Origin of the sequence: Rhodococcus sp. 24CO, assembly GCF_050586165.1 — a bacterium.
In the GTDB taxonomy this organism is placed as follows: Bacteria; Actinomycetota; Actinomycetes; order Mycobacteriales; family Mycobacteriaceae; genus Rhodococcus_F.
Map to the genome: position 1 here is coordinate 211,503 of NZ_JAZFNF010000003.1, position 18,999 is coordinate 230,501.

Below are 18,999 nucleotides of genomic sequence, written 5' to 3' on the forward strand. Positions count from 1 at the left end.
GCGAGTGGTGCCGGCGACCGTAGCCCTGGTCTGTGTGGTCTCTATTCAAGCGTGTGGAAGCGGCGGCGGCTCACCTGCGGTTTCTCCCGATGTAGCGACGGTTTCACCATTGCCCTTTACGACTGTGTGGTCTGCTGACCCTGGTATCGATCTGTTCGGCCGCGGCGCCGAGTTGATTCGTGCGACTAAGGAATCCGTTGATAGCGCATACGCTGCCGGGATGGAATACGCCTATCCTGGCTACCTCGATGCGGTTCGTGATATCGATAGCAAGATTTCTCCCGCTAATCCTCGTTTCCATACCGATGGGAGAGCGAACGACGGAAACGTATACACGTGGTTTCGACATATAATCGATTACTCGGATAGTTCGAATTCGGTGTCGGCGACAGTATGTAGCTACCGGCTGTATCAGGAGCCGAGAAAATCTGATAGTTCGATGGTGCTTTCTGATTCTGCACAGATAACCTTGGCGAATACCGCCGAACTTCCAGGCAAGCCGGGAATCATAGACACTGATGTGGAAGGTCATGATCCTCGTGCCCAACGCACACCAGTCTGGAATGTTTTCGGGAACTGGAAAATCACGGGCTACACGTCGATTCTGAGCAACGCGATCTCGCAGGGCTGTATCGACTGGTGGAAACAGGAGTTCCCGACGTTCACCCTGGACACCCAAGGGAGTAGAGCCGTTCTGCCGCCTCCCGGGTATGTCATGCCGACTATGCCGTTGGCTGTGCAGTACCCGGAGTGGATCGGTCATGGCAAAGGGGCATAGCCCTTGTGCGCCTTTGTCAACCGCGGTCGGTTGGCAAAGGCGCACAAGGCAAGGACGACCTACCGCGGTGTCATGCGGAGTGCGCCATCCATGCGGATGGTCTCGCCGTTGAGGTAGTCGTGCTCGACGATCATCTGAGCGAGCTGCGCGTACTCGGACGGCTGGCCCAGACGCGACGGGAACGGAACGCCGGCTTCGAGGCCCTTGCGGTACTCGTCGGTGACGCCGGCGAGCATCGGGGTGTCGATGATGCCGGGAGCGATCGTGTTGACGCGGATGCCGAACTGAGCGAGGTCGCGGGCAGCCGGAACCGTCATGCCGTGTACGCCGCCCTTGGATGCGGAGTAGGCGATCTGTCCGATCTGGCCTTCGAAGGCGGCAACGGAAGCGGTGTTGATGACAACGCCGCGCTGGCCCGACTCGTCGACAGCCTCGGTCTTGGAGATGGCGTCGGCCGCCAGGCGCATGACGTTGAAGGTGCCGAGCAGGTTGACGGTGATGACCGTGCGGAAAAGCTCGAGGTCATGCGGGCCGTTCTTGGACAGGATGCGTCCGGCCCAGCCGACGCCGGCGCAGTTGACGACGATTCGCAGCGGAGAGCCGGATTCGACGATCTGGTTGATGGCAGCTTCGACCTCTTCGCCGCTGGTCACATCGGTGGGGATGAGGGTGACGCCGGCGGGGACGTTGTCGCCTGCGCGCTCGATCGACGCGGGCAGATCCAGGCCGAAGACGGTAGCGCCGGCGTCGGCGAGGCGCTTGGCTGTTGCGGCGCCGAGGCCTGATGCCGCTCCGGTGACCAGTGCTGCGGTTCCCTTGATTTCCACTTCGTGTGCTCCTCGAGTTAGCGATCGGTAAGGCGGTGGTGCGTGTCGAGAACCATAACGCGAGGGTGTATGTGAGGGCGAACGCGCGAGACCCGCGTAGGGCTGGGTACCTTGGACGCGAGGTCTGAGAGCAAAGCACCGGACGAGAGGGGACCTGCGTGAGCAAGGCGCCTGTGCGTCCCGCCGCTTCTGTCGAGAATTTCGAGCGGTTGCAGCGCGACCCGCTCTTCGAAGATCTTGCCGAGTTGATTGCCGAGGTTCTCTCCTACGCGTTCGACGCTCCGGCCGCCGTCGAGATCGAACAGTGGACGATCAGTTGCCTGCCGTCGACCAACCGATCGGCGGAGCGCCATCGGTTGTTCACACTCAACATCGGTCCGATGGAGATTCTGAGCGTCGAGTGCCATCTCGTCGGCGGTGAGCCGATCGAGCACGTGATGTCCGTGTACCTGTCCAGTTCGGCACTGGAATCGCGAACCGGTTGCAGCATCGAAGAACTCGATTCCAAGCACGATCTGGTCGCCATCAGACGCACGGAATTGGCGTCGGCCGACGGCGACGGGACCGTGATCGACTGCAGTCTCGAGGACTCGGATGCGTTGGAGCAGTTTGCTCAACTGCCCGTCGACGTGACGACGGTTCGTCCACTCGCCGAGCATCTTGTTGCCAAGGGCAAGGGCCCATTCCGGCAGTATCACAACGCTGGATTTGCCAAGTACGTATTGGAAAGGTCGCTCGACCATGGTTGATCAGGTGGATTCGGCACATACCGAATCCACCTGATCAGTGGGATCAGTTGGTCTCTGGGACTCCCGTCACGCGATCAACCCACCGGACGAAGCGAGTCCAGACTCCGGGCCGTGCCGTCGGCGTTTCCGTTCCGGACTGAATTCTCTGCAGTGATTCGATCTTCCGGACCAAGCTGGCGTGCATCGCGCTTCGGAGGGTGGATCCGGGAATCCAGCGTGCATGCTCTCGACTCAATCCCCAGCCCACCAGCACAGCCGGCAGGAACAGTGCGATGGTGCCGACCAGAATGCGCGCGACAACGATTGAGTAATTCGGCCACGCTTCAAGTATGGCGATCGTGAAGGTCAAGATGGCGATGAGGTACGACAGGGTTCCCATGACGACGATGAAGACGGCGGTACCGAAATCTCGGCCGAGGAACAAGCGGGTCGAGACGAAGATCGTGTACAGCGCGAGTGTTGTCAGGAACCCCGCCGCGAGGACCACGCCGCCAATAGTCGACGCCCAGTTGATCTCTCGATGATTGACCACTCCGAGATACAGGAAATGGAGAATCGCCGGCAGAGTCGCGGCGGCGCCGATCGCGCACACGTCAAGGGTGACATGCAACCTACGAGTAGCGGAAGTCATTGTCGCGCTGGGTCGCCATAGGTCCGCCACTACCGTGAGACTCTCGATGTTTGCACTTCGCTCGGCCGCAGGCAGCCGACGCTGAACAGGCGCATCCTTGCCGAGGAGGTGATACAGGTCAGAGGAAATGATCACAACACCGACCGACAACATTGCGACCGCGATGCCACTGAATTCGATCCTTTCAGGTGCGCCATTGAGAAGGACCGACATGCCGATGAAGGTGGCGAGCTGCCCCATGGCGATCCCGGTGGTGGCTAAGTAGCGTTTGCGAATTTGGCCGACAATATCGTTGGTACTCAACAGTTCTGCTCCCCATGCGGCTACATGCAGAACAGTCACGATACCAACCAGAATTCCGAGGAGGCCTCCACCCATGGACGGTTCCATGCTCATCGCAACGCTGATTTCTGACGGATCGGATTCGCTGAGCGAGAACATCCAGACGCCCAGCTGCATCATCAACGCAACTACCGCGTACACGACCAGCCCGCGTGCCAACTGCGCGGCAACCTGTCGCCAGAACGCACTCGTTCCGGATGAAACTTTTCGCGCGATGGCGTCCTCGAACTCGTCGGAATTGGTACTCATAGTGTCCCCCTCGATAGTGAGAACAGAAGTTGATCCAACTTCTGGCCCCCGCGTTGTCGAGAGCCGAACAGACTGACATGCGTCACCGACAGGTTTGTTGATTCGTGCCAACCTGCCGGTCTTTGGTAGCGCCGACCAGGCTGCATAACAGTGAGCGCGGTACTCTGCAATGTTGCAGCGGCAGCCGGGGGCACAGTTGACTGTGTCTACCGTTACGCAGAACAAGGTGGTAGCAGCACACGTGATTACTGGTGAGGTCAAAAGCAAGGTTGACGCGGTTTGGGATGCCTTCTGGACGGGCGGCATATCCAATCCCCTCGAGGTGATGGAACAGATCACGTATCTGCTGTTCATCAGGCGTCTCGACGACGAGCAGACGCTTGCGCTCAGTAAAGCCAACATGCTCGGCCGCCCTGTGGAAGGAAACCCTTTTCCGATCGGAACCGACGACGAAGGGCGTGACTACGACGAGTTGCGTTGGTCGCGGATCAAGAACATGTCCGCCGATGAGGCCTTCGCAGTGGTCGATCAGCGCGTTTTTCCCTTTATCAAGAACATTCGTGGCGAGGATTCCACCTACGCGCACTTCATGAAGGATGCGCGACTCACAATCCCCAATGCAGGGATGCTCCAGCGCGTAATCGACCGCCTTGACGGTGTTCCCATGGAAAATTTGGATACCAAGGGCGACATCTACGAGTACCTGCTCTCCAAGATTGCGAGTGCCGGTCAGAACGGTCAGTTCCGTACTCCTCGCCACATCATCCAGCTGATGGTCGAGATGATGGAGCCGAAGCCGGGCGATCGCATTGTCGATCCTGCCTCGGGTACCTGCGGCTTCTTGGTCGGGGCGTCGGAGTACATGCGCGCCAACCACGCCGACTCGATCAACTCCGGGGCAGGCCACGAGCAGTACCACCACGACATGTTCCACGGCTTCGACTTCGACAACACCATGCTTCGAATCGGCTCGATGAACATGATGCTCCACGGCGTCGAGCAGCCCGATGTTCGATACCGAGATTCGTTGGCGGAAGCCAATACCGGTGATGCCGGAGCGTATTCGCTGATCCTTGCTAATCCGCCGTTCGCGGGCTCGCTGGATTACGAGAACACTGCAAAGGACTTGCAGCAGATCGTCAAGACCAAGAAGACGGAACTGCTGTTCCTGGCTCTCTTCCTGCGCCTCCTCAAGCCCGGTGGTCGCGCTGCCGTCATCGTGCCTGACGGCGTGATGTTTGGAAGCTCGAAGGCGCACAAGGAACTTCGGAAGATTTTGGTTGAGAACCACAAACTCGATGCAGTGGTCAAACTGCCCTCCGGTGTGTTCAAGCCGTATGCCGGTGTTTCCACTGCGATTCTGTTCTTCACCAAAACTGATTCTGGGGGAACCGATAACGTCTGGTTCTACGACGTTCAGTCCGACGGATACTCGCTCGACGACAAGCGGAATCCGTTGCTCGACGAGGAAAAATTGGGCGTACTCGCAACGGTCTCCGGTGATGAGCATGCGAAAAATAACCTGCCGGATGTGTTGCATCGCTGGAGTCTTCGCGATTCGCATGAGATTGCCCGCCCGCGTACGGAGCAGTCATTCTGCGTGCCAAAAGCTGACATCGTGGCTCAGGCGTACGACCTCTCCTTGAATCGGTACAAAGAGATAGTCCACGAAGAGATCGAGCACCGTTCTCCTGCAGCCATCTTGGATGATCTGGATCGGCTCGAGAAGGAAATTGCCGACGGTATGGCTCAACTCCGCGAAATGCTTGCAGGCGGTGCGGAGTGAGCACCTGGCCGATGGTCGCTTTGGGAGATATGGCTGAGTTCATCAACGGTGTGGCGTTCAAACCAGATGATTGGTCCGCGACAGGCAGGCGAATTGTCCGAATTCAGAATCTCAATGATCCGACGAAGTCGTATAACCGAACTGAGCGTGAAGTCGCGGGTAAATATCACGTGGGGCGCGGCGATCTTTTGGTCTCCTGGTCGGCATCATTGGGTGTCTACGAATGGAGAGAGCCCGATATAGCGGTCGTTAACCAGCACATCTTTCGTGTAGTGCCTTTTCCTGAGGTTGTCGACAAAGGTTACCTTCGGCACGGTCTGGTTATGGCACTCGGCTCTATGGAGGGGCACCTTCATGGTGCCACGATGAAGCATGTCAATCGGGGGCAGTTTCTCGCTACGGAAATTCTCCTCCCTCCCCTCTCCGAGCAGCGGCGGATCGCAGCAATTCTCGACCATGTCGATGCCCTCCGCGCCAGGCGCCGCGCAGCCCTCGCCCAGTTGGAGGAGCTGACTCAGGCGATCTTCGTCGACATGTTCGGTGAGCCAACAACGAATCCAGAAGGATGGGATATCGTTCGTTTGTCGGAATTGGTACGGGACGGCGACAAGATCAACTACGGCGTCGTTCAGCCTGGTGAGGAAAGCGAGGGCGGTGTACCACTCATCCGCGCCGGTGACCTTGATGGCGGCCAATTCGATATCCAACGTCTTCGCACGGTGGCTCCTGAGGTTGATGTGCGCCATCGGCGGTCGCGGCTAGTTGGGGACGAAATCTTAGTGAGCTGTGTGGGTTCGATAGGAGTAGTCGCTCTCGCGTCAGTGCGGGAGAAAGGTTTCAATATTGCTCGTGCTGTTGCACGTATCAGGGTGGGAGAGCGTGTCCACCGGATCTTCCTAGCGACCTACCTGTCGACACCAGCCGTCCGAAATTACTTTACAAGCGAACTTCGAACTGTTGCGCAACCGACCCTGAACATCAAACAGCTTGAGGCGACTGAGGTTCCACTTCCTCCTATGGCCGCTCAGGAGGTTTTTGTTCGAAGAATTCTCGGCGTTGATCAGCTCAGGTACCAACAGCAAACTGCCCAGGACGAGCTAAATATGCTCTTCGGTGCTCTACAGTCCCGCGCATTCCGGGGAGAACTCTGACATGAAAGCTTCCGAAACAACCTTGATGGACTTCCTGCGAACGGGAGTGCAGTTCGAGATCCCTATTTATCAGCGCACCTACTCGTGGACGGTGCAGCAGTGCAAAACTCTGTGGGATGACGTTGTGCGCGCAGGTGGCAGCGATCGCGTCGGGGCGCACTTCATTGGCTCGATCGTTCATATCAGCAAGGGGCAATCAAACCTGACGAGCCAAGAACCACTCTTGGTGATCGATGGTCAGCAACGGTTGACGTCTGTAACGCTACTGATCCATGCGCTTGCTTCGGAACTAGCCAAGCTGCCCGCGTCGGAACAGCAACCGCTCGACGGATATTCACCCACGAAGCTGCACAAACGCTTCCTCATCAATGATGACGAGGACGACGATCGCCGGTACAAGCTGCTTCTCACTCAGACGGATCGATCTACTCTCATCGCTCTGCTTGACAATCGTCCTCGCCCAGAAGACCATTCACTGCTGGTCACGGCGAACCACGAGTGGTTCTGTCAAGCCATTCAGGACTACGTTCGGCAGGGTGGAGACCTCGCCGTCGTATGTCAGGGACTGGCGAAACTGATGGTTGTCGACATCGCGCTTGCACGCGATCAGGAGAATCCGCAGTTGATCTTCGAGTCGATGAACTCGACTGGCAAGGAACTCAGCCAAGCGGACTTAATTCGGAACTACGTGCTGATGGGTGCACCAAACCGACTGCAACGAGATCTATACGAAAAATATTGGCGTCCAATGGAGTTGGGATTCGGCCAGTCGGCGTACGCAACCCAATTCGATGCCTTTGTCCGCAACTACCTCACGATGAAAACGGGAGTGACGCCGAAGCGCGACGAAGTTTACGAGGCGTTCAAGAAGCACTCTCGGAATCTTGCGGGATCAGACGGAGATATCAACGCCCCTGAGCACCTACACAAGGTGCTCAGTGGGCTACGAGATCATGCCGGCTACTACTGCAGGATCGCACTCGGTAGGGAAAGGGATGCGACGCTGCGAGATGCGTTCGCCGACTTCAATGAACTCAAGGCAGACACGGCCTACCCTGCCCTGCTCGAGTTTTACAATGACTACGAAGACTGCGTAATCAGTCGCGATGATTTCGTTGAGGTCATTCGAATGTTGGAATCCTACGTGTTCCGTCGAGCCGTATGCGGAATCCCCACCAACTCGTTGAAGCTCACATTCCAGAGCTTAGCGAAGACGATCGACAAGTCGAACTACCTCGACAGTCTTGCGGTAAATCTTCTCAGCCTCGGGACGTACAAAAAATTTCCGAATGACGAGACGTTCGCCGCGGCCCTGCACCGCTTCGATGCGTACAATTTCAAACGCCGCTTGTATCTCCTTCGTAGATTGGAGAATTGGGCGACAAAAGAACCTGCTCAGGTTGGACAGTACACAATCGAGCACATCCTGCCGCAGAACCCGGACCTGTCGCCTGCGTGGCGCGAATCGCTCGGAGTTGAATGGGAGCGGGTGCAAGGGGAGTGGTTGCATTCCCTGGGAAATCTGACTCTGACCGGTTACAACTCGGAGTACAGCGATCGACCGTTTTCAGAGAAGCGTGATATCAAGGGTGGCTTTCGGGACAGCCCGCTTCGGCTGAACAAGAGTTTGCGGGATCTTGTGGTTTGGGATGAACTGGCAATCATGGACCGGGGAACTGAATTAGCGCAGCGGGCAGTGGAGGTCTGGTCTCGTCCGAGTATGCCGGAAGGTGTTGCAGTAGATGCGCTTACGTCCGGACCGGAGTGCGGCGTAGACAACTTTGAGCATCTGAGATCCCAGCGCATCCGTGAGATGTATGACGCGCTGGTAAGGGAATTGCGGGCTCTGGATTCGACGATAGCGATTGAGTACCGCAAGGTGCACATCGATTTCGCAGCTAACGGCACGTTCATGGATCTCGTTCCGCAGGCGGGTGGATTGCGTATCCAACTACATGTTCCTTACGAAGAACTCGATGATCCACGTGAAATCTGTGCAGATGTCAGTGACATCAGCCGTTGGGGTACAGGCGAAACCCGTTTCCTCCTGGCCTCATACGACGAATTGCCGTATGCGTTGGGACTGATTCGACAGGCTTTCGACAGGCAGCTGGATGTGGAGTGAACTATGTCTGAGGAATATCTGATCCGCCTTCCGCGTGTTCTGAGCGACGGTGACGACGACGGCGCCGTAGACGTGCTGCGGGAGTACTTCACTCGCAAGGTCCAGAAGACGGGCTATTTGCGAACCGGAGCGTTGTGGGATTCTTGGGATCCGAGCGGGCACCGTCTCGAGGACGTCGACCGATTCACCGCGGAAGATCTTGTCGCGGTGACACTCCTGTCGGTCAAGGTGCCTGGGCAGGGAGCCTTGATCTTGCTCGGAGAGAAGAACGACGAGTTGAACGCCTTGCTCGTCGAAGTCGGTCCGGATCGTGACCTTGCGAGTGAATCCGAAGAGATGACATTGGATTCAGCGGTGTGGCGCCTGGAAACAGCGCTGCGAGAAATTCATGGGGTTGGCCGAACGATCGCCTCGAAACTTATTGCGCGCAAACGTCCTCGGCTGTACCCGATTTACGACGACGTAGTAGGCCGGGTGCTCGAGACCAAAGCAGCCCACCTGGAACCGGTGCGACAATCTCTGCACGCGCGCAATGGCGAACTTCATCATCGGTTGCTTGATTTGCGCGATCGGGCCGGCTTGGGCGAAGACGTGCCGACTGTTCGAATCCTGGACGTGCTTGCTTGGATGCAGGGCAAGGGATACAAGCCGATCACCTCGTAAGGAGACCTGATGGAGCAACGCACGTGGCAGTTGGGAGCGTTGCCGATACCGATTATCAACGCCTTTGTCGGTGAGCACGAATACATGTCGAATCTGTATCCCGCGCCGACGCAGCACCGTGGTCAGCTCTTTCCCTCGAGTGAGCATGCCTACGCTGCGGCGAAGTCGAGTGATCCAACGGTGATCCGTGCGATCCTCGCCACCGATGATCCTTCCGAGGCAAAGAAAATCGGCCGCAGCGCCACGCTCGTTGAAGGCTGGGAAGCTTCGAAGTTTCGCGTGATGGAATCTGTCGTCACGTCAAAGTTCAGACATAACCCCGATCTGGCAGATCGCCTTCGTAGCACCGGAGGCTCGCTGATCGTCGAAGGCAATGTCTGGCACGACCAAATCTGGGGAAGCTGTAGCTGTTCGCGGCATCGAGACGTTCCAGGTGGGAATGCACTCGGTGTCATTCTCATGGCGGTGAGGATGAGAATGGTCGAATAGGGAGGGTGTGTTTCGCGCGGACTCTGGACCAGAGACCCTCGGCGTCCGAGCCTCGCTTAAACCTGTCGGAGGGTGCTACTAACGTCTGTCGGTTCGGTATCGAGCACCTGGACTGTGTAAAGATCAGCGCAGGTTATGTATCGGTAGAAGGGTGTAAGTCCAATGGTCGGAAACTTTGATTTCCTACATGCTGAATGGCCTCAGCTGCATGCAGAGGCTCGGAAAGCAGAACGAGACGCACTCTTCGATGCCAGGACCACCTGTTTCTATGCACGGCGGACGGTCGAGATCACCGTCAAATGGATCTACCAGATGGAATCCTTGTCGGTGCCTTACAAGGACGATCTGGCGGCGAGGCTCCATGATCCCGCATTTGTGACGATTATCGGTCATTCCCTTCAGTCCAAGATGAACCTCATTCGCAAACTCGGTAACACCGCAGTGCACGAAGCGCGGCCGATTCCTGAGGATGTCGGGCGGAAAGTACTTGACGAGATGTTCCACATCTTGTCGTGGCTTGCACGGAAATATGCCACGCAGTCGTCGAGTAAGCCGTCACCGCAGTTGCAATTCAACCCGCAGTTGCTGCCGAAACCGAGTGGTGGACCTGCAGCGGTGGCCAAGACCGTCGCACAGCTGAAGTCGCTCGAAGAAGCAATGGAGGCCAAGGACGCCCTTCTGGAGCAGTCCGAAGCCGAGAAGCAGAATTTAGCTGCGCAGCTTGCTGCCCGTGATGTCGAGCAGAAATCCAGTGAGATCGCGGTTGCGACTCTCGAGCAGTTGGTCGAGCAACTTAAAGCAGAGGTTGCTGCAGCGCAATCGGCTTCTGCGATCATTCCCGATACTCACAATTACAACGAAGCCCAAACCCGTTCCGAGATAATCAATCTGCTGCTTCGTGAATCCGGTTGGTTGCTTGACGAACCGCGGAACCTCGAATTTCCCGTCGACGGAATGCCTGACGGAAAGAAGGGATACGTCGACTACGTGCTTTGGGGCAAAGACGGATTGCCACTGGCTGTTGTCGAAGCGAAGAGGGCATCGAGGGACGCGAACGTAGGTAAGCAGCAGGCAGTGTTGTATGCCGATTGCCTTCAAAAGATGTACGGACAGCGCCCGATCATTTACTACACCAACGGTTTCGATCACTACTTCTGGGACGATCATGACTCGACGCCCCGACCGATCGAAGGATTTCACACGCGTGACGAGTTGGATCTGATCATTCAACGGCGCACGTCACGAAAGTTGCTTGCTGGCATCGCTGTTCCCAAGGAGATCGCGGGACGTCTCTATCAGGAACAGGCGATCAGGAGAGTGGCGGAGCATTTCGAGAACGACAAACAACGAGCTGCGTTGTTGGTCATGGCGACTGGCTCCGGTAAGACGCGCACGGTAGTGGCGCTGTCGGACATGATGATGCGTGCCAATTGGGCGAAGCGCATCTTGTTCCTTGCCGACCGCAAAGCACTGGTCAAGCAGGCAGTCAACGCGTTCAAGACTCATCTGCCGGACTCGTCACCGGTAAATCTGTTGACAGACAAGAATACCGAGGGTCGGGTCTACGTCTCTACCTATCCGACGATGATGGGCCTCATCAACGAGGTGAACGGTGGTGTGCGACGGTTCGGACCAGGGTACTTCGACCTCGTGGTGATTGACGAGGCCCATCGGTCGGTTTACCAGAAATACGGTCAGATCTTTTCCTATTTCGATTCGTATCTGCTCGGTTTGACAGCAACACCCAAGTCCGACGTCGATCACAACACCTACGCACTGTTCAAGCTCGAAGATGGGGTGCCGACCGACGACTACAGCCTCGAGCAGGCAATTGAAGAGAAGTATCTCGTACCGCCGCGAGCTGTACCCGTGCCTTTGAAGTTCCCCTCGCTGGGGATCAAATACGCGGACCTTTCTGAAGAGGAGAAAAAACGCTGGGAAGGTATCGACTGGGGTGACGATGTCGACGATGGCGAGATCCTCGACGCGGTGCAGGCTGAGGCAGTCAACAAGTGGCTCTTCAATATCGACACGGTCGACAAGGTTCTCGAGACGCTGATGAAACATGGCCATCATGTCGCCGGCGGCGATAGGTTGGGTAAGACGATCATCTTCGCGAAGAACCAGCGTCATGCAGACTTCATCTCCGAACGGTTCGACGCCAACTATCCGACGTTCAAGGGTTCGTTTGCTCGCGTGATCACCCATCAGGTGACGTTCAGCCAAGACCTGATCGACAAGTTCTCGATGCCTGACCAGGAACCTCACATCGCCATTTCGGTGGACATGCTCGATACCGGAATTGACGTGCCCGACGTCGTGAATCTCGTGTTCTTCAAACCTGTTCGATCGAAGGCGAAGTTTTGGCAGATGGTGGGTCGAGGTACGCGTCTTCGCGAAAATCTTTACGGCCCGGGCCAGGACAAGGAAAACTTCTTCATTTTCGATGTCTGTGGAAACTTCGACTATTTCAACGCACATCCGGATGCGGCGGATGGGGCTGCGACAGTCTCACTGTCGCAGCGATTGTTCAGCACCCGAACGGATCTGGTTTTTGCTCTTGGTAAGTACGGAGCCGGCAACGATCTGCGCGTCGAAGTCGCGGACATGCTGCACAGATCTGTAGTTGGAATGCGGCTCGACAATTTCATCGTCCGCTCCAAGCGCCGACATGTCGAGAAGTATGCCAATCGAGACGAGTGGGAGTCGCTGACCGAACAAAAAGCAGCGGAGATCGTCGACAACTTGGCTGGTTTGCCGACAGAAGTTCGCGACAGTGACGAGATGGCAAAACGGTTCGACCTGATGGTCTTACGTGCCCAATTGGCTGTGGTGAACAACGACGGCACGCTGCCCAAGTATCAAGACCCCATCCGAAGCATTGCTGACGGACTGTTGGACCAGGGACTGAGCATTCCCCAGGTGAAGGCGAAAGAAGAACTGCTCCGCGAGGTTGCGAGCGACGAGTGGTGGGAAGACGTCACGTTGCAGATGCTCGAGGAAGCTCGACGGGAACTACGGTCGATCGTGCGTCTGCTTGAAAAGAAGAAAGCGGTGATCGTCTACACCGATTTCAAGGACACCCTTGGTGACGTCGTCGAAATCGATATGCCGACCTTGCATTCCGGAACTGATGTCGAGCGCTTCAGGGCCAAGGTGAAGGACTATTTGCGTCGACAGCCAGAGAACTTGGCTCTGCGAAAGTTGCGCACGAACAAGGCGTTGACCCAAGCTGACCTTGAATCACTGGAAGAGCTGTTGGCTCGCAGTGGCGCAGGCGAACCCGAAGATTTCAAGCGCGCGGCGGAAAACGCCAAGGGGCTCGGCAGGTTCATACGATCCCTGGTGGGACTGGACCAGCAGGCGGCAACCGAGGCGTTCTCGGAATTCCTTGACGGGCGTACGGCTACAGCCAACCAGATCGACTTCGTGCATCTCGTGATCGCACACGTGACCAAGCACGGAACCATGGATCCGGCTCTGTTGTTCGAGGCGCCCTTCACGGACGGCGCACCGCAGGGCCCCGGGCAGGTCTTCGAAACGGGCAAATCGCTGCGTTTGGTTGAAGTGCTCCGAAGTATCAATGATTCGGCCGAGGCGGTAACAGCGTAGAAGGCCTGCCAATTCGTATGGCAGTTGTCGGCGGGTGGGTCTATTGTCGAATGTATGTTCGATAGTGGATCGACGGGCGGTGTGGGCACATCCGTCGATGAAGGCCGTCCTGTCGTCGATCCACTCGTGCTGCCGGACATGCTCTTTGCAACGGCGCAGAGTGAGAACATGCTTGCCGCGCAGAAGGTGCTCGGCGCATCCATGTTGTCGGAGTCGAGATTCAATGCCGAACTTGACGCGTCCGGTGATGTCGACAAGGCGTGGCGGATTGCATGCAACGAGATTGCGGTCATGCTCACTTGCTCACGTCGTACTGCCGAAGTCCACATCGAGATCGGTGACGCCCTACGCGAGTTCCTTCCGCTCACCAAGGCCGCATTCGCCGCCGGCGAGCTGGACTATGCGCGTGTGCGCAAGATTGTCGACGGACTCGCCGGGGCCGACCCCGAGGCGATCGCAGCACTCGAGCGCCGGGTACTGGCCTCGGCGCACCGTCTTCCTCCCGGGCAACTCGAGCGCGACATCGAACGTCAGCTCTTTGCCTACGATCCGGATGCTGCTGCCGAACGTCGCCGGAAGATGCTGGAGCACCGCGATGTTCGTACGCGTGCCGACCGTCACGGCCTCGCGCAGTTGCAGGCAACACTCAGCGCCAGCGAGGCCGTCGAAGCGCTCGGCCTGATCAACGAGGCCGCCGGAAGTGTCTGCACCAACGATCCGCGAAATGTCTCGACCCGTAGGGCCGATGCGCTGGTCGCTCTCCTGCACGGCGAGAACGGGCTACTGTGCCAGTGTGGCAGCGAAACGTGCGAGGCTGCATCCACGGCAGCCCAATCAACTACATTCTCACGTCGGAAGCCGTTGTTGCACATCGTGTGTGATCTGGCGACGCTCCTCGGATTGACGTCAGATCCCGCGAGCATCGACGGGTACGGACCGATCGATCCTGATTTTGCTCGCGAGCTTGCTGCTGATTCCACCTGGCAGGCTTTGTTCGTAGATTTCCGCGCCCAGGCCGCCGGAAATCGACCGCGCCGGCAACATGCTCCGGCTGTCCTTCCGCCTGTCACCCGGCCTGATCGCCCGGGCCGCGAACCGAACGGCTGCGGAGATCGGATTCGGGCAATGCAACTGATGGTTGCGAACGCACCGGACATAGTTCGAAGATCGGATGGGCATGGCGCCCAGCCCGATCCACCTCCCGGCGCGCTGACCTACGCTCCGGGAGCGGCACTGGCCGCATTGGTACGGGCTGTCGACGGGCACTGCCGATTCCCTGGCTGTTCGGTGCCCGCGAACAGGTGCCAACTCGACCACGTCACCGAATTTGATCCATCCGATCCGAGACGTGGTGGGTGGACCATTGCGAGCAACCTCCAATGCCTGTGTCGTCATCACCATCAGGTGAAGACATACAGGTTGTGGACGCCGGTAATGCTGGAGGATCGAGCCATCTACTGGACCGACAACACCAGCGGGTTGACGGCTGTCACAGTTCCGGAGAGGATCTGACCTGTGCCGGAGGGACAATGCGCTGGAATCGTCGGCGGGGGAATTGGCGGGCTGACGGCTGCCATCGCGCTCCGCAAAGCAGGCTGGGATGTCACCGTGTACGAGCGTGCGTCCGAGTTCACGGAGGTAGGCGCCGCCGTCGTGTTGTTTCCCAACGCGCTGGCAGCGTTGGACGAAATCGGTGTAGGCGAACAGGTCAGGGCTAACTCCCTTCCGTACAGTTCGGGCGCGATCAGGAATCTGCGCGGGCAAAATCTGGTGACGCGCAGAATTGGTGACCTCGCCGGCGGACGCGATCTGGTGACAATCCACCGCGCCGATCTGATCGAGGTGTTGGTTCGCGCCCTCCCCGCCGAATGTCTACGCACCGGAACCAGGGTGACGGGTGCGGGCTGCAGGGATCACGGCCGCGGCGAGATCGTCACCGACGGTGATACCGCTCGATACGACCTTGTCGTTGCCGCGGACGGTGTACACAGTGTTGTGCGACAGCAGCTCTGGCCCGGCGAGGGAACCGTGGTACATACCGGAGTGTCAGCTTGGCGCTGGATCGTCGATGGTCCACCGCTGAATTTTGTCGGGCAGGTGTGGGGGGTTCGAGGGGAGTTCGGGATTCTCCCATTGGCGGGCAACCGCACCTACGCCTTCGCGGGTGCGCAACGCGGCGTCGAGAGTCTCGCGCATTTTGCCGACTGGCCCGAACCGGTGTCGCAACTGGTCGCGAACGCTGTTCCGGCTCGCATCATCGAGAACGAGTTGCTCGAGATTCGGACCCCGAAGTTGTTGACACGCGGTAAAATTGCGTTGATCGGAGATGCCGCTCATGCCATGCGCCCCCACCTCGGGCTAGGTGCCGCTTTGGCGATCGAGGACGCCGTTACTCTTGCTGCCTATGCGCACGATCTCGCTGGCTACACAAAGGCTCGGCGTCGTAGAGTTCTAGGTGTTCAATGGATTTCGCGGCACATGTCAACCGTCGTGATGCCGGAGAGTCGCCCGCTGGCGGCGGTGCGTGATGTTGCCGTGCGGTTGACTCCCGACATTCTTACCTTGTCGGTATTCGGTGTGATCAATCGCTGGCGGCCTCGGCCGATCGAGAGACACTGACTTCGAAGATGGTTTCCAGACCGTCTTCTTCGTCCCACTGCTCACCGACTTCGCAAAAATTGTACTGGCTGATCAGGTTTCGAGATGCGGCATTGTCCGGGCTGATGGTCGCGCGAACGACGTGTACGTCGGATTCGCGACTCGCGACGTCGAGAAGTATCTCGAGGGCGGTTCGTGCGTAGCCCTGTCGTCGAAACGCCGGGTCGATGCGATATCCCATCTCGACCATCCCACGCGCGTCGGGGCGGCCGTGAAATCCGGCCAACCCCACCGGCGTCGACGTCCGAGTGTCGACCGCGATGCGGGTGATCCAAGCGCTGTCGTGCGGGTTCTCTGCTATCTGCTTGCTCCGGTAGCGCCACAAGCCCTGGCATTCTTCGCCGAGGAGATACGGGGTCAGGATTTCGGGGGCGAGTTCCATTGCGAGAGTGGCGTCATCGTCACCCAATGCGTTTAGGACTGGTGATGGGACGTGGATCAGTTGAAGTCCGCGTCCGTCGAGTGTCCAGGGTAGTTCGGTGACTGTCACAGGTCGGCGATCGGGGTCGACAGCGTTATGTCGACGCCGATGCTCCGGAGATTGCCGTCGAGAACCTGCCAGATGGAGCGTTCGAGGAATTCGGCCAATTCTGCGCTGGTCACGTCGGAACCTGGTTGGCTGAGCCAACGGTTGACGCTGACGTCGACCAAGCCGATCACGCCGAAAGCCAAGGGCTCCGCCATCTTCGACTGTTTGCCGCGGCTGGTAAGGATCGCGCCCAACAGATTCCCCAACTGAACGGCGATGGCCGTCTTGGTTCCCGTCACCACTTTCGAGCCGGTTGCCCGCGTGCTCGGTGAACCCTTGCCCAGAAAGTGATGCAGTCGAGGGAATTTCACGATCCAACGAAGGTAGGTGTCGACGGCCCGTGAGATGGTCTCGCCGACTGTGCCCTGCGGGGTAAGGGTAGGCGTCAGCTCGCTCATCATCATGTCGAGGATGCGGACCCGCAGCTGCTCGTCGAGGTCGGCTCGATCCTTGAAGATCCGGTACACCACTGAACGGGGGACGTGGGCGCGCTCGGCGATCTGCTGGACGCCGACGTCGGCGCCGCCTTCATTGACTGCGTCGAGGGCGGCGTCGAGGATGCGGGCTTTGCGCAGTTCCTTGTGATCGTTCCAGCGAGTGCTGCGCCCGTCGGGCTGCGCCGACTCGGCTGTATTCGTCATGAACCGAACGATACTCACCCCGCCATTGACTGGACAAGATGTCTCACATACTTTGGTGGGACAGCGTGTCACACACAGATACCGTCTCTTCAGGAGTGGCAATGAGCAACAGGGTTTTTGTCGTCGGCGTCGGCATGACGAAGTTCGAGAAGCCGGGAGCCCGCGAGTGGGACTACCCCGACATGGCCCGCGAGTCCGGCACCAAGGCGCTCGAAGACGCGGGTATCGACTACTCCGAGGTCGAGCAGGCATATGTCGGCTACGTCTACGGCGAGTCCACGGCAGGTCAGCGGGCTGTCTACGAGCTGGGTCTGACGGGCATCCCCATCGTCAACGTCAACAACAACTGTTCGACGGGATCGACCGCGCTCTACCTCGCCACGCAAGCAGTCAAGAGTGGTCAGGCCGACTGCGCACTGGCGCTGGGCTTCGAGAAGATGCAGTCCGGGTCCCTCGGATCCACCTACGACGACCGTGAACAGCCACTCATGCGGCACCTCCTCGCTCTCGCCGAGCTGCAGGAGTTCGCGATGCCGCCCGCTCCGTACATGTTCGGCGCGGCCGGCGTCGAGCACATGGAACGCTTCGGAACCACTGCAGAGCAGTTCGCGAAGATCGCCGTCAAGAACCACAAGCACTCATTGAACAACCCGTACGCCCAGTTCCAGGACGAGTACACCCTCGAACAGATCCTCGAGGCACGTCAGATCCACGGGCCGCTCACCAAGCTCCAGTGCTCGCCTACCTCGGACGGATCCGGCGCGGCGATCATCGCCAGCGAAGCATTCGTCGAGAAGCACGGGCTCGCTGCTCAGGCGATCGAGATCGTCGGGCAGGCCATGGTCACCGACATGAACAGCACCTTCGAGGACAAGAGCGCGATCAGTCTCGTCGGTGCGGACATGACTCGTAAGGCCGCTGAGAAGGTGTACGCGCAGGCCGGGATCACCGCCGACGACGTCGACGTCATCGAACTCCACGACTGCTTCTCCACCAACGAGTTGCTGACCTACGAGGCGCTCGGACTGTGCGCCGAAGGTGACGGCGGCAAGCTCGTCGACGCCGACGACACCACCTACGGCGGACGCTGGGTGGTCAACCCGTCCGGCGGCCTCATCTCCAAGGGCCACCCCCTCGGCGCAACCGGCCTTGCCCAGTGCGCCGAACTCACCTGGCAGCTCCGCGGAACCGCCGACAAGCGTCAGGTCGACGGCGCGAAGGTCGCTCTCCAGCACAACATCGGACTCGGCGGCGCAGTTGTCGTGACCGCATACAAGCCCTACGCACGCTGAATCACACCCACAACCCGCCAGCTACCCACTAGGAGTTTCATCATGGCTTCCGTTTCCGTCTCCGCTGTACTGCCCGCATCCCCCGAGAAGACCTGGGATGCGCTCTCCGACCTGTCTCGCTGGGAAGAGTGGCTCACCATTCACCAGGGCTGGAAGAGTGAACTCCCCACCCAGGTTGCGTTGGGCGCCAAGTTCACCGAGGTCGTCTCCGTGATGGGTATGGCAAACAAGATCGAGTGGACCGTCGAAGAGGTCGAGGTTCCGAAGATGGTCAAGATTGCCGGTACCGGAATGGCCGGCGTCACCGTCGAATTCGTTCTCTCGGTCGAGGCCGACGGTGCGGGTTCGAAGGCAACCGTCGACGCCAGCTTCAAGGGCACCATGATCGTCGGGCCGATCGGCAAGGCAGTTGCCAAGAACGCCAAGGCTGATCTCGAGGCCTCGCTGGCCAAGTTCGCCGAGCTGGTCGGGTAACGG

General features: G+C 58.6%; 16 protein-coding genes. 12 read left to right on the forward strand and 4 right to left on the reverse strand.

Annotation, left to right across the window (positions count from 1 at the left end):
- Positions 1 to 7: 7 nt before the first annotated feature.
- The gene (locus V2B23_RS08240) at positions 8 to 778 is read left to right on the forward strand and encodes a hypothetical protein (protein ID WP_430949907.1); all 771 of its coding nucleotides are present in this window, start codon (positions 8 to 10) and stop codon (positions 776 to 778) included.
- Between the two features lie 59 nt (positions 779 to 837).
- On the opposite strand, the gene V2B23_RS08245 is transcribed toward V2B23_RS08240, so the two are convergent.
- Positions 838 to 1,605 (reverse strand): SDR family NAD(P)-dependent oxidoreductase, encoded by a 768-nt coding sequence (locus V2B23_RS08245; RefSeq protein WP_092805447.1) that lies wholly within the window; start codon positions 1,603 to 1,605, stop codon positions 838 to 840.
- A 158-nt stretch (positions 1,606 to 1,763) separates the two neighbouring features.
- On the opposite strand from V2B23_RS08245, the gene V2B23_RS08250 reads away from it, so the two are divergent.
- Complete coding sequence (locus V2B23_RS08250; RefSeq protein ID WP_430949908.1) at positions 1,764 to 2,354, forward strand: hypothetical protein; 591 nt, start codon at positions 1,764 to 1,766, stop codon at positions 2,352 to 2,354.
- A gap of 43 nt (positions 2,355 to 2,397) precedes the next feature.
- Here the strand turns inward: V2B23_RS08250 and V2B23_RS08255 are convergent, their stop codons facing one another.
- Positions 2,398 to 3,576, reverse strand: coding sequence for a hypothetical protein (locus V2B23_RS08255; protein ID WP_430949909.1), 1,179 nt, complete (start codon positions 3,574 to 3,576; stop codon positions 2,398 to 2,400).
- Between the two features lie 241 nt (positions 3,577 to 3,817).
- Here V2B23_RS08255 and V2B23_RS08260 point away from each other — a divergent pair, with 241 nt between their 5' ends.
- The 8 genes from V2B23_RS08260 to V2B23_RS08295 all read left to right on the forward strand — a co-directional run bounded on the left by V2B23_RS08260 (position 3,818) and on the right by V2B23_RS08295 (position 16,021).
- The gene (locus V2B23_RS08260) at positions 3,818 to 5,362 is read left to right on the forward strand and encodes a type I restriction-modification system subunit M (RefSeq protein ID WP_430949910.1); all 1,545 of its coding nucleotides are present in this window, start codon (positions 3,818 to 3,820) and stop codon (positions 5,360 to 5,362) included.
- Positions 5,359 to 6,513, forward strand: coding sequence for a restriction endonuclease subunit S (locus V2B23_RS08265; protein WP_430949911.1), 1,155 nt, complete (start codon positions 5,359 to 5,361; stop codon positions 6,511 to 6,513). Before V2B23_RS08260 ends, V2B23_RS08265 begins: the two co-directional genes overlap by 4 nt.
- Position 6,514: 1 nt before the next feature.
- Entirely contained in the window at positions 6,515 to 8,638 is a 2,124-nt protein-coding gene (locus V2B23_RS08270; RefSeq protein ID WP_430949912.1) for a GmrSD restriction endonuclease domain-containing protein, read from the forward strand.
- Between the two features lie 3 nt (positions 8,639 to 8,641).
- Positions 8,642 to 9,301, forward strand: coding sequence for a DUF6308 family protein (locus V2B23_RS08275; RefSeq protein ID WP_430949913.1), 660 nt, complete (start codon positions 8,642 to 8,644; stop codon positions 9,299 to 9,301).
- 9 nt (positions 9,302 to 9,310) lie between these two features.
- Positions 9,311 to 9,790, forward strand: coding sequence for an NADAR family protein (locus tag V2B23_RS08280; protein ID WP_336870687.1), 480 nt, complete (start codon positions 9,311 to 9,313; stop codon positions 9,788 to 9,790).
- A gap of 162 nt (positions 9,791 to 9,952) precedes the next feature.
- Positions 9,953 to 13,402: a DEAD/DEAH box helicase family protein gene (locus V2B23_RS08285; protein WP_430949914.1), complete on the forward strand. Its 3,450-nt coding sequence runs from the start codon at positions 9,953 to 9,955 to the stop codon at positions 13,400 to 13,402.
- 54 nt (positions 13,403 to 13,456) lie between these two features.
- Positions 13,457 to 14,914: a DUF222 domain-containing protein gene (locus V2B23_RS08290; protein ID WP_430949915.1), complete on the forward strand. Its 1,458-nt coding sequence runs from the start codon at positions 13,457 to 13,459 to the stop codon at positions 14,912 to 14,914.
- A gap of 3 nt (positions 14,915 to 14,917) precedes the next feature.
- The gene (locus tag V2B23_RS08295; protein ID WP_430949916.1) at positions 14,918 to 16,021 is read left to right on the forward strand and encodes an FAD-dependent monooxygenase; all 1,104 of its coding nucleotides are present in this window, start codon (positions 14,918 to 14,920) and stop codon (positions 16,019 to 16,021) included.
- On the opposite strand, the gene V2B23_RS08300 is transcribed toward V2B23_RS08295, so the two are convergent.
- Positions 15,984 to 16,550, reverse strand: coding sequence for a GNAT family N-acetyltransferase (locus V2B23_RS08300; RefSeq protein ID WP_430949917.1), 567 nt, complete (start codon positions 16,548 to 16,550; stop codon positions 15,984 to 15,986). The genes V2B23_RS08295 and V2B23_RS08300 overlap by 38 nt on opposite strands.
- Positions 16,547 to 17,230 (reverse strand): TetR/AcrR family transcriptional regulator, encoded by a 684-nt coding sequence (locus V2B23_RS08305; RefSeq protein WP_430949918.1) that lies wholly within the window; start codon positions 17,228 to 17,230, stop codon positions 16,547 to 16,549. The genes V2B23_RS08300 and V2B23_RS08305 overlap by 4 nt, the downstream gene beginning before the upstream one ends.
- Before the next feature lie 101 nt (positions 17,231 to 17,331).
- Here V2B23_RS08305 and V2B23_RS08310 point away from each other — a divergent pair, with 101 nt between their 5' ends.
- Both V2B23_RS08310 and V2B23_RS08315 read left to right on the forward strand, forming a co-directional pair.
- Entirely contained in the window at positions 17,332 to 18,522 is a 1,191-nt protein-coding gene (locus V2B23_RS08310) for a lipid-transfer protein (RefSeq protein ID WP_003944135.1), read from the forward strand.
- Between the two features lie 42 nt (positions 18,523 to 18,564).
- Positions 18,565 to 18,996, forward strand: coding sequence for a type II toxin-antitoxin system Rv0910 family toxin (locus V2B23_RS08315; RefSeq protein ID WP_019746343.1), 432 nt, complete (start codon positions 18,565 to 18,567; stop codon positions 18,994 to 18,996).
- Positions 18,997 to 18,999: the final 3 nt, after the last annotated feature.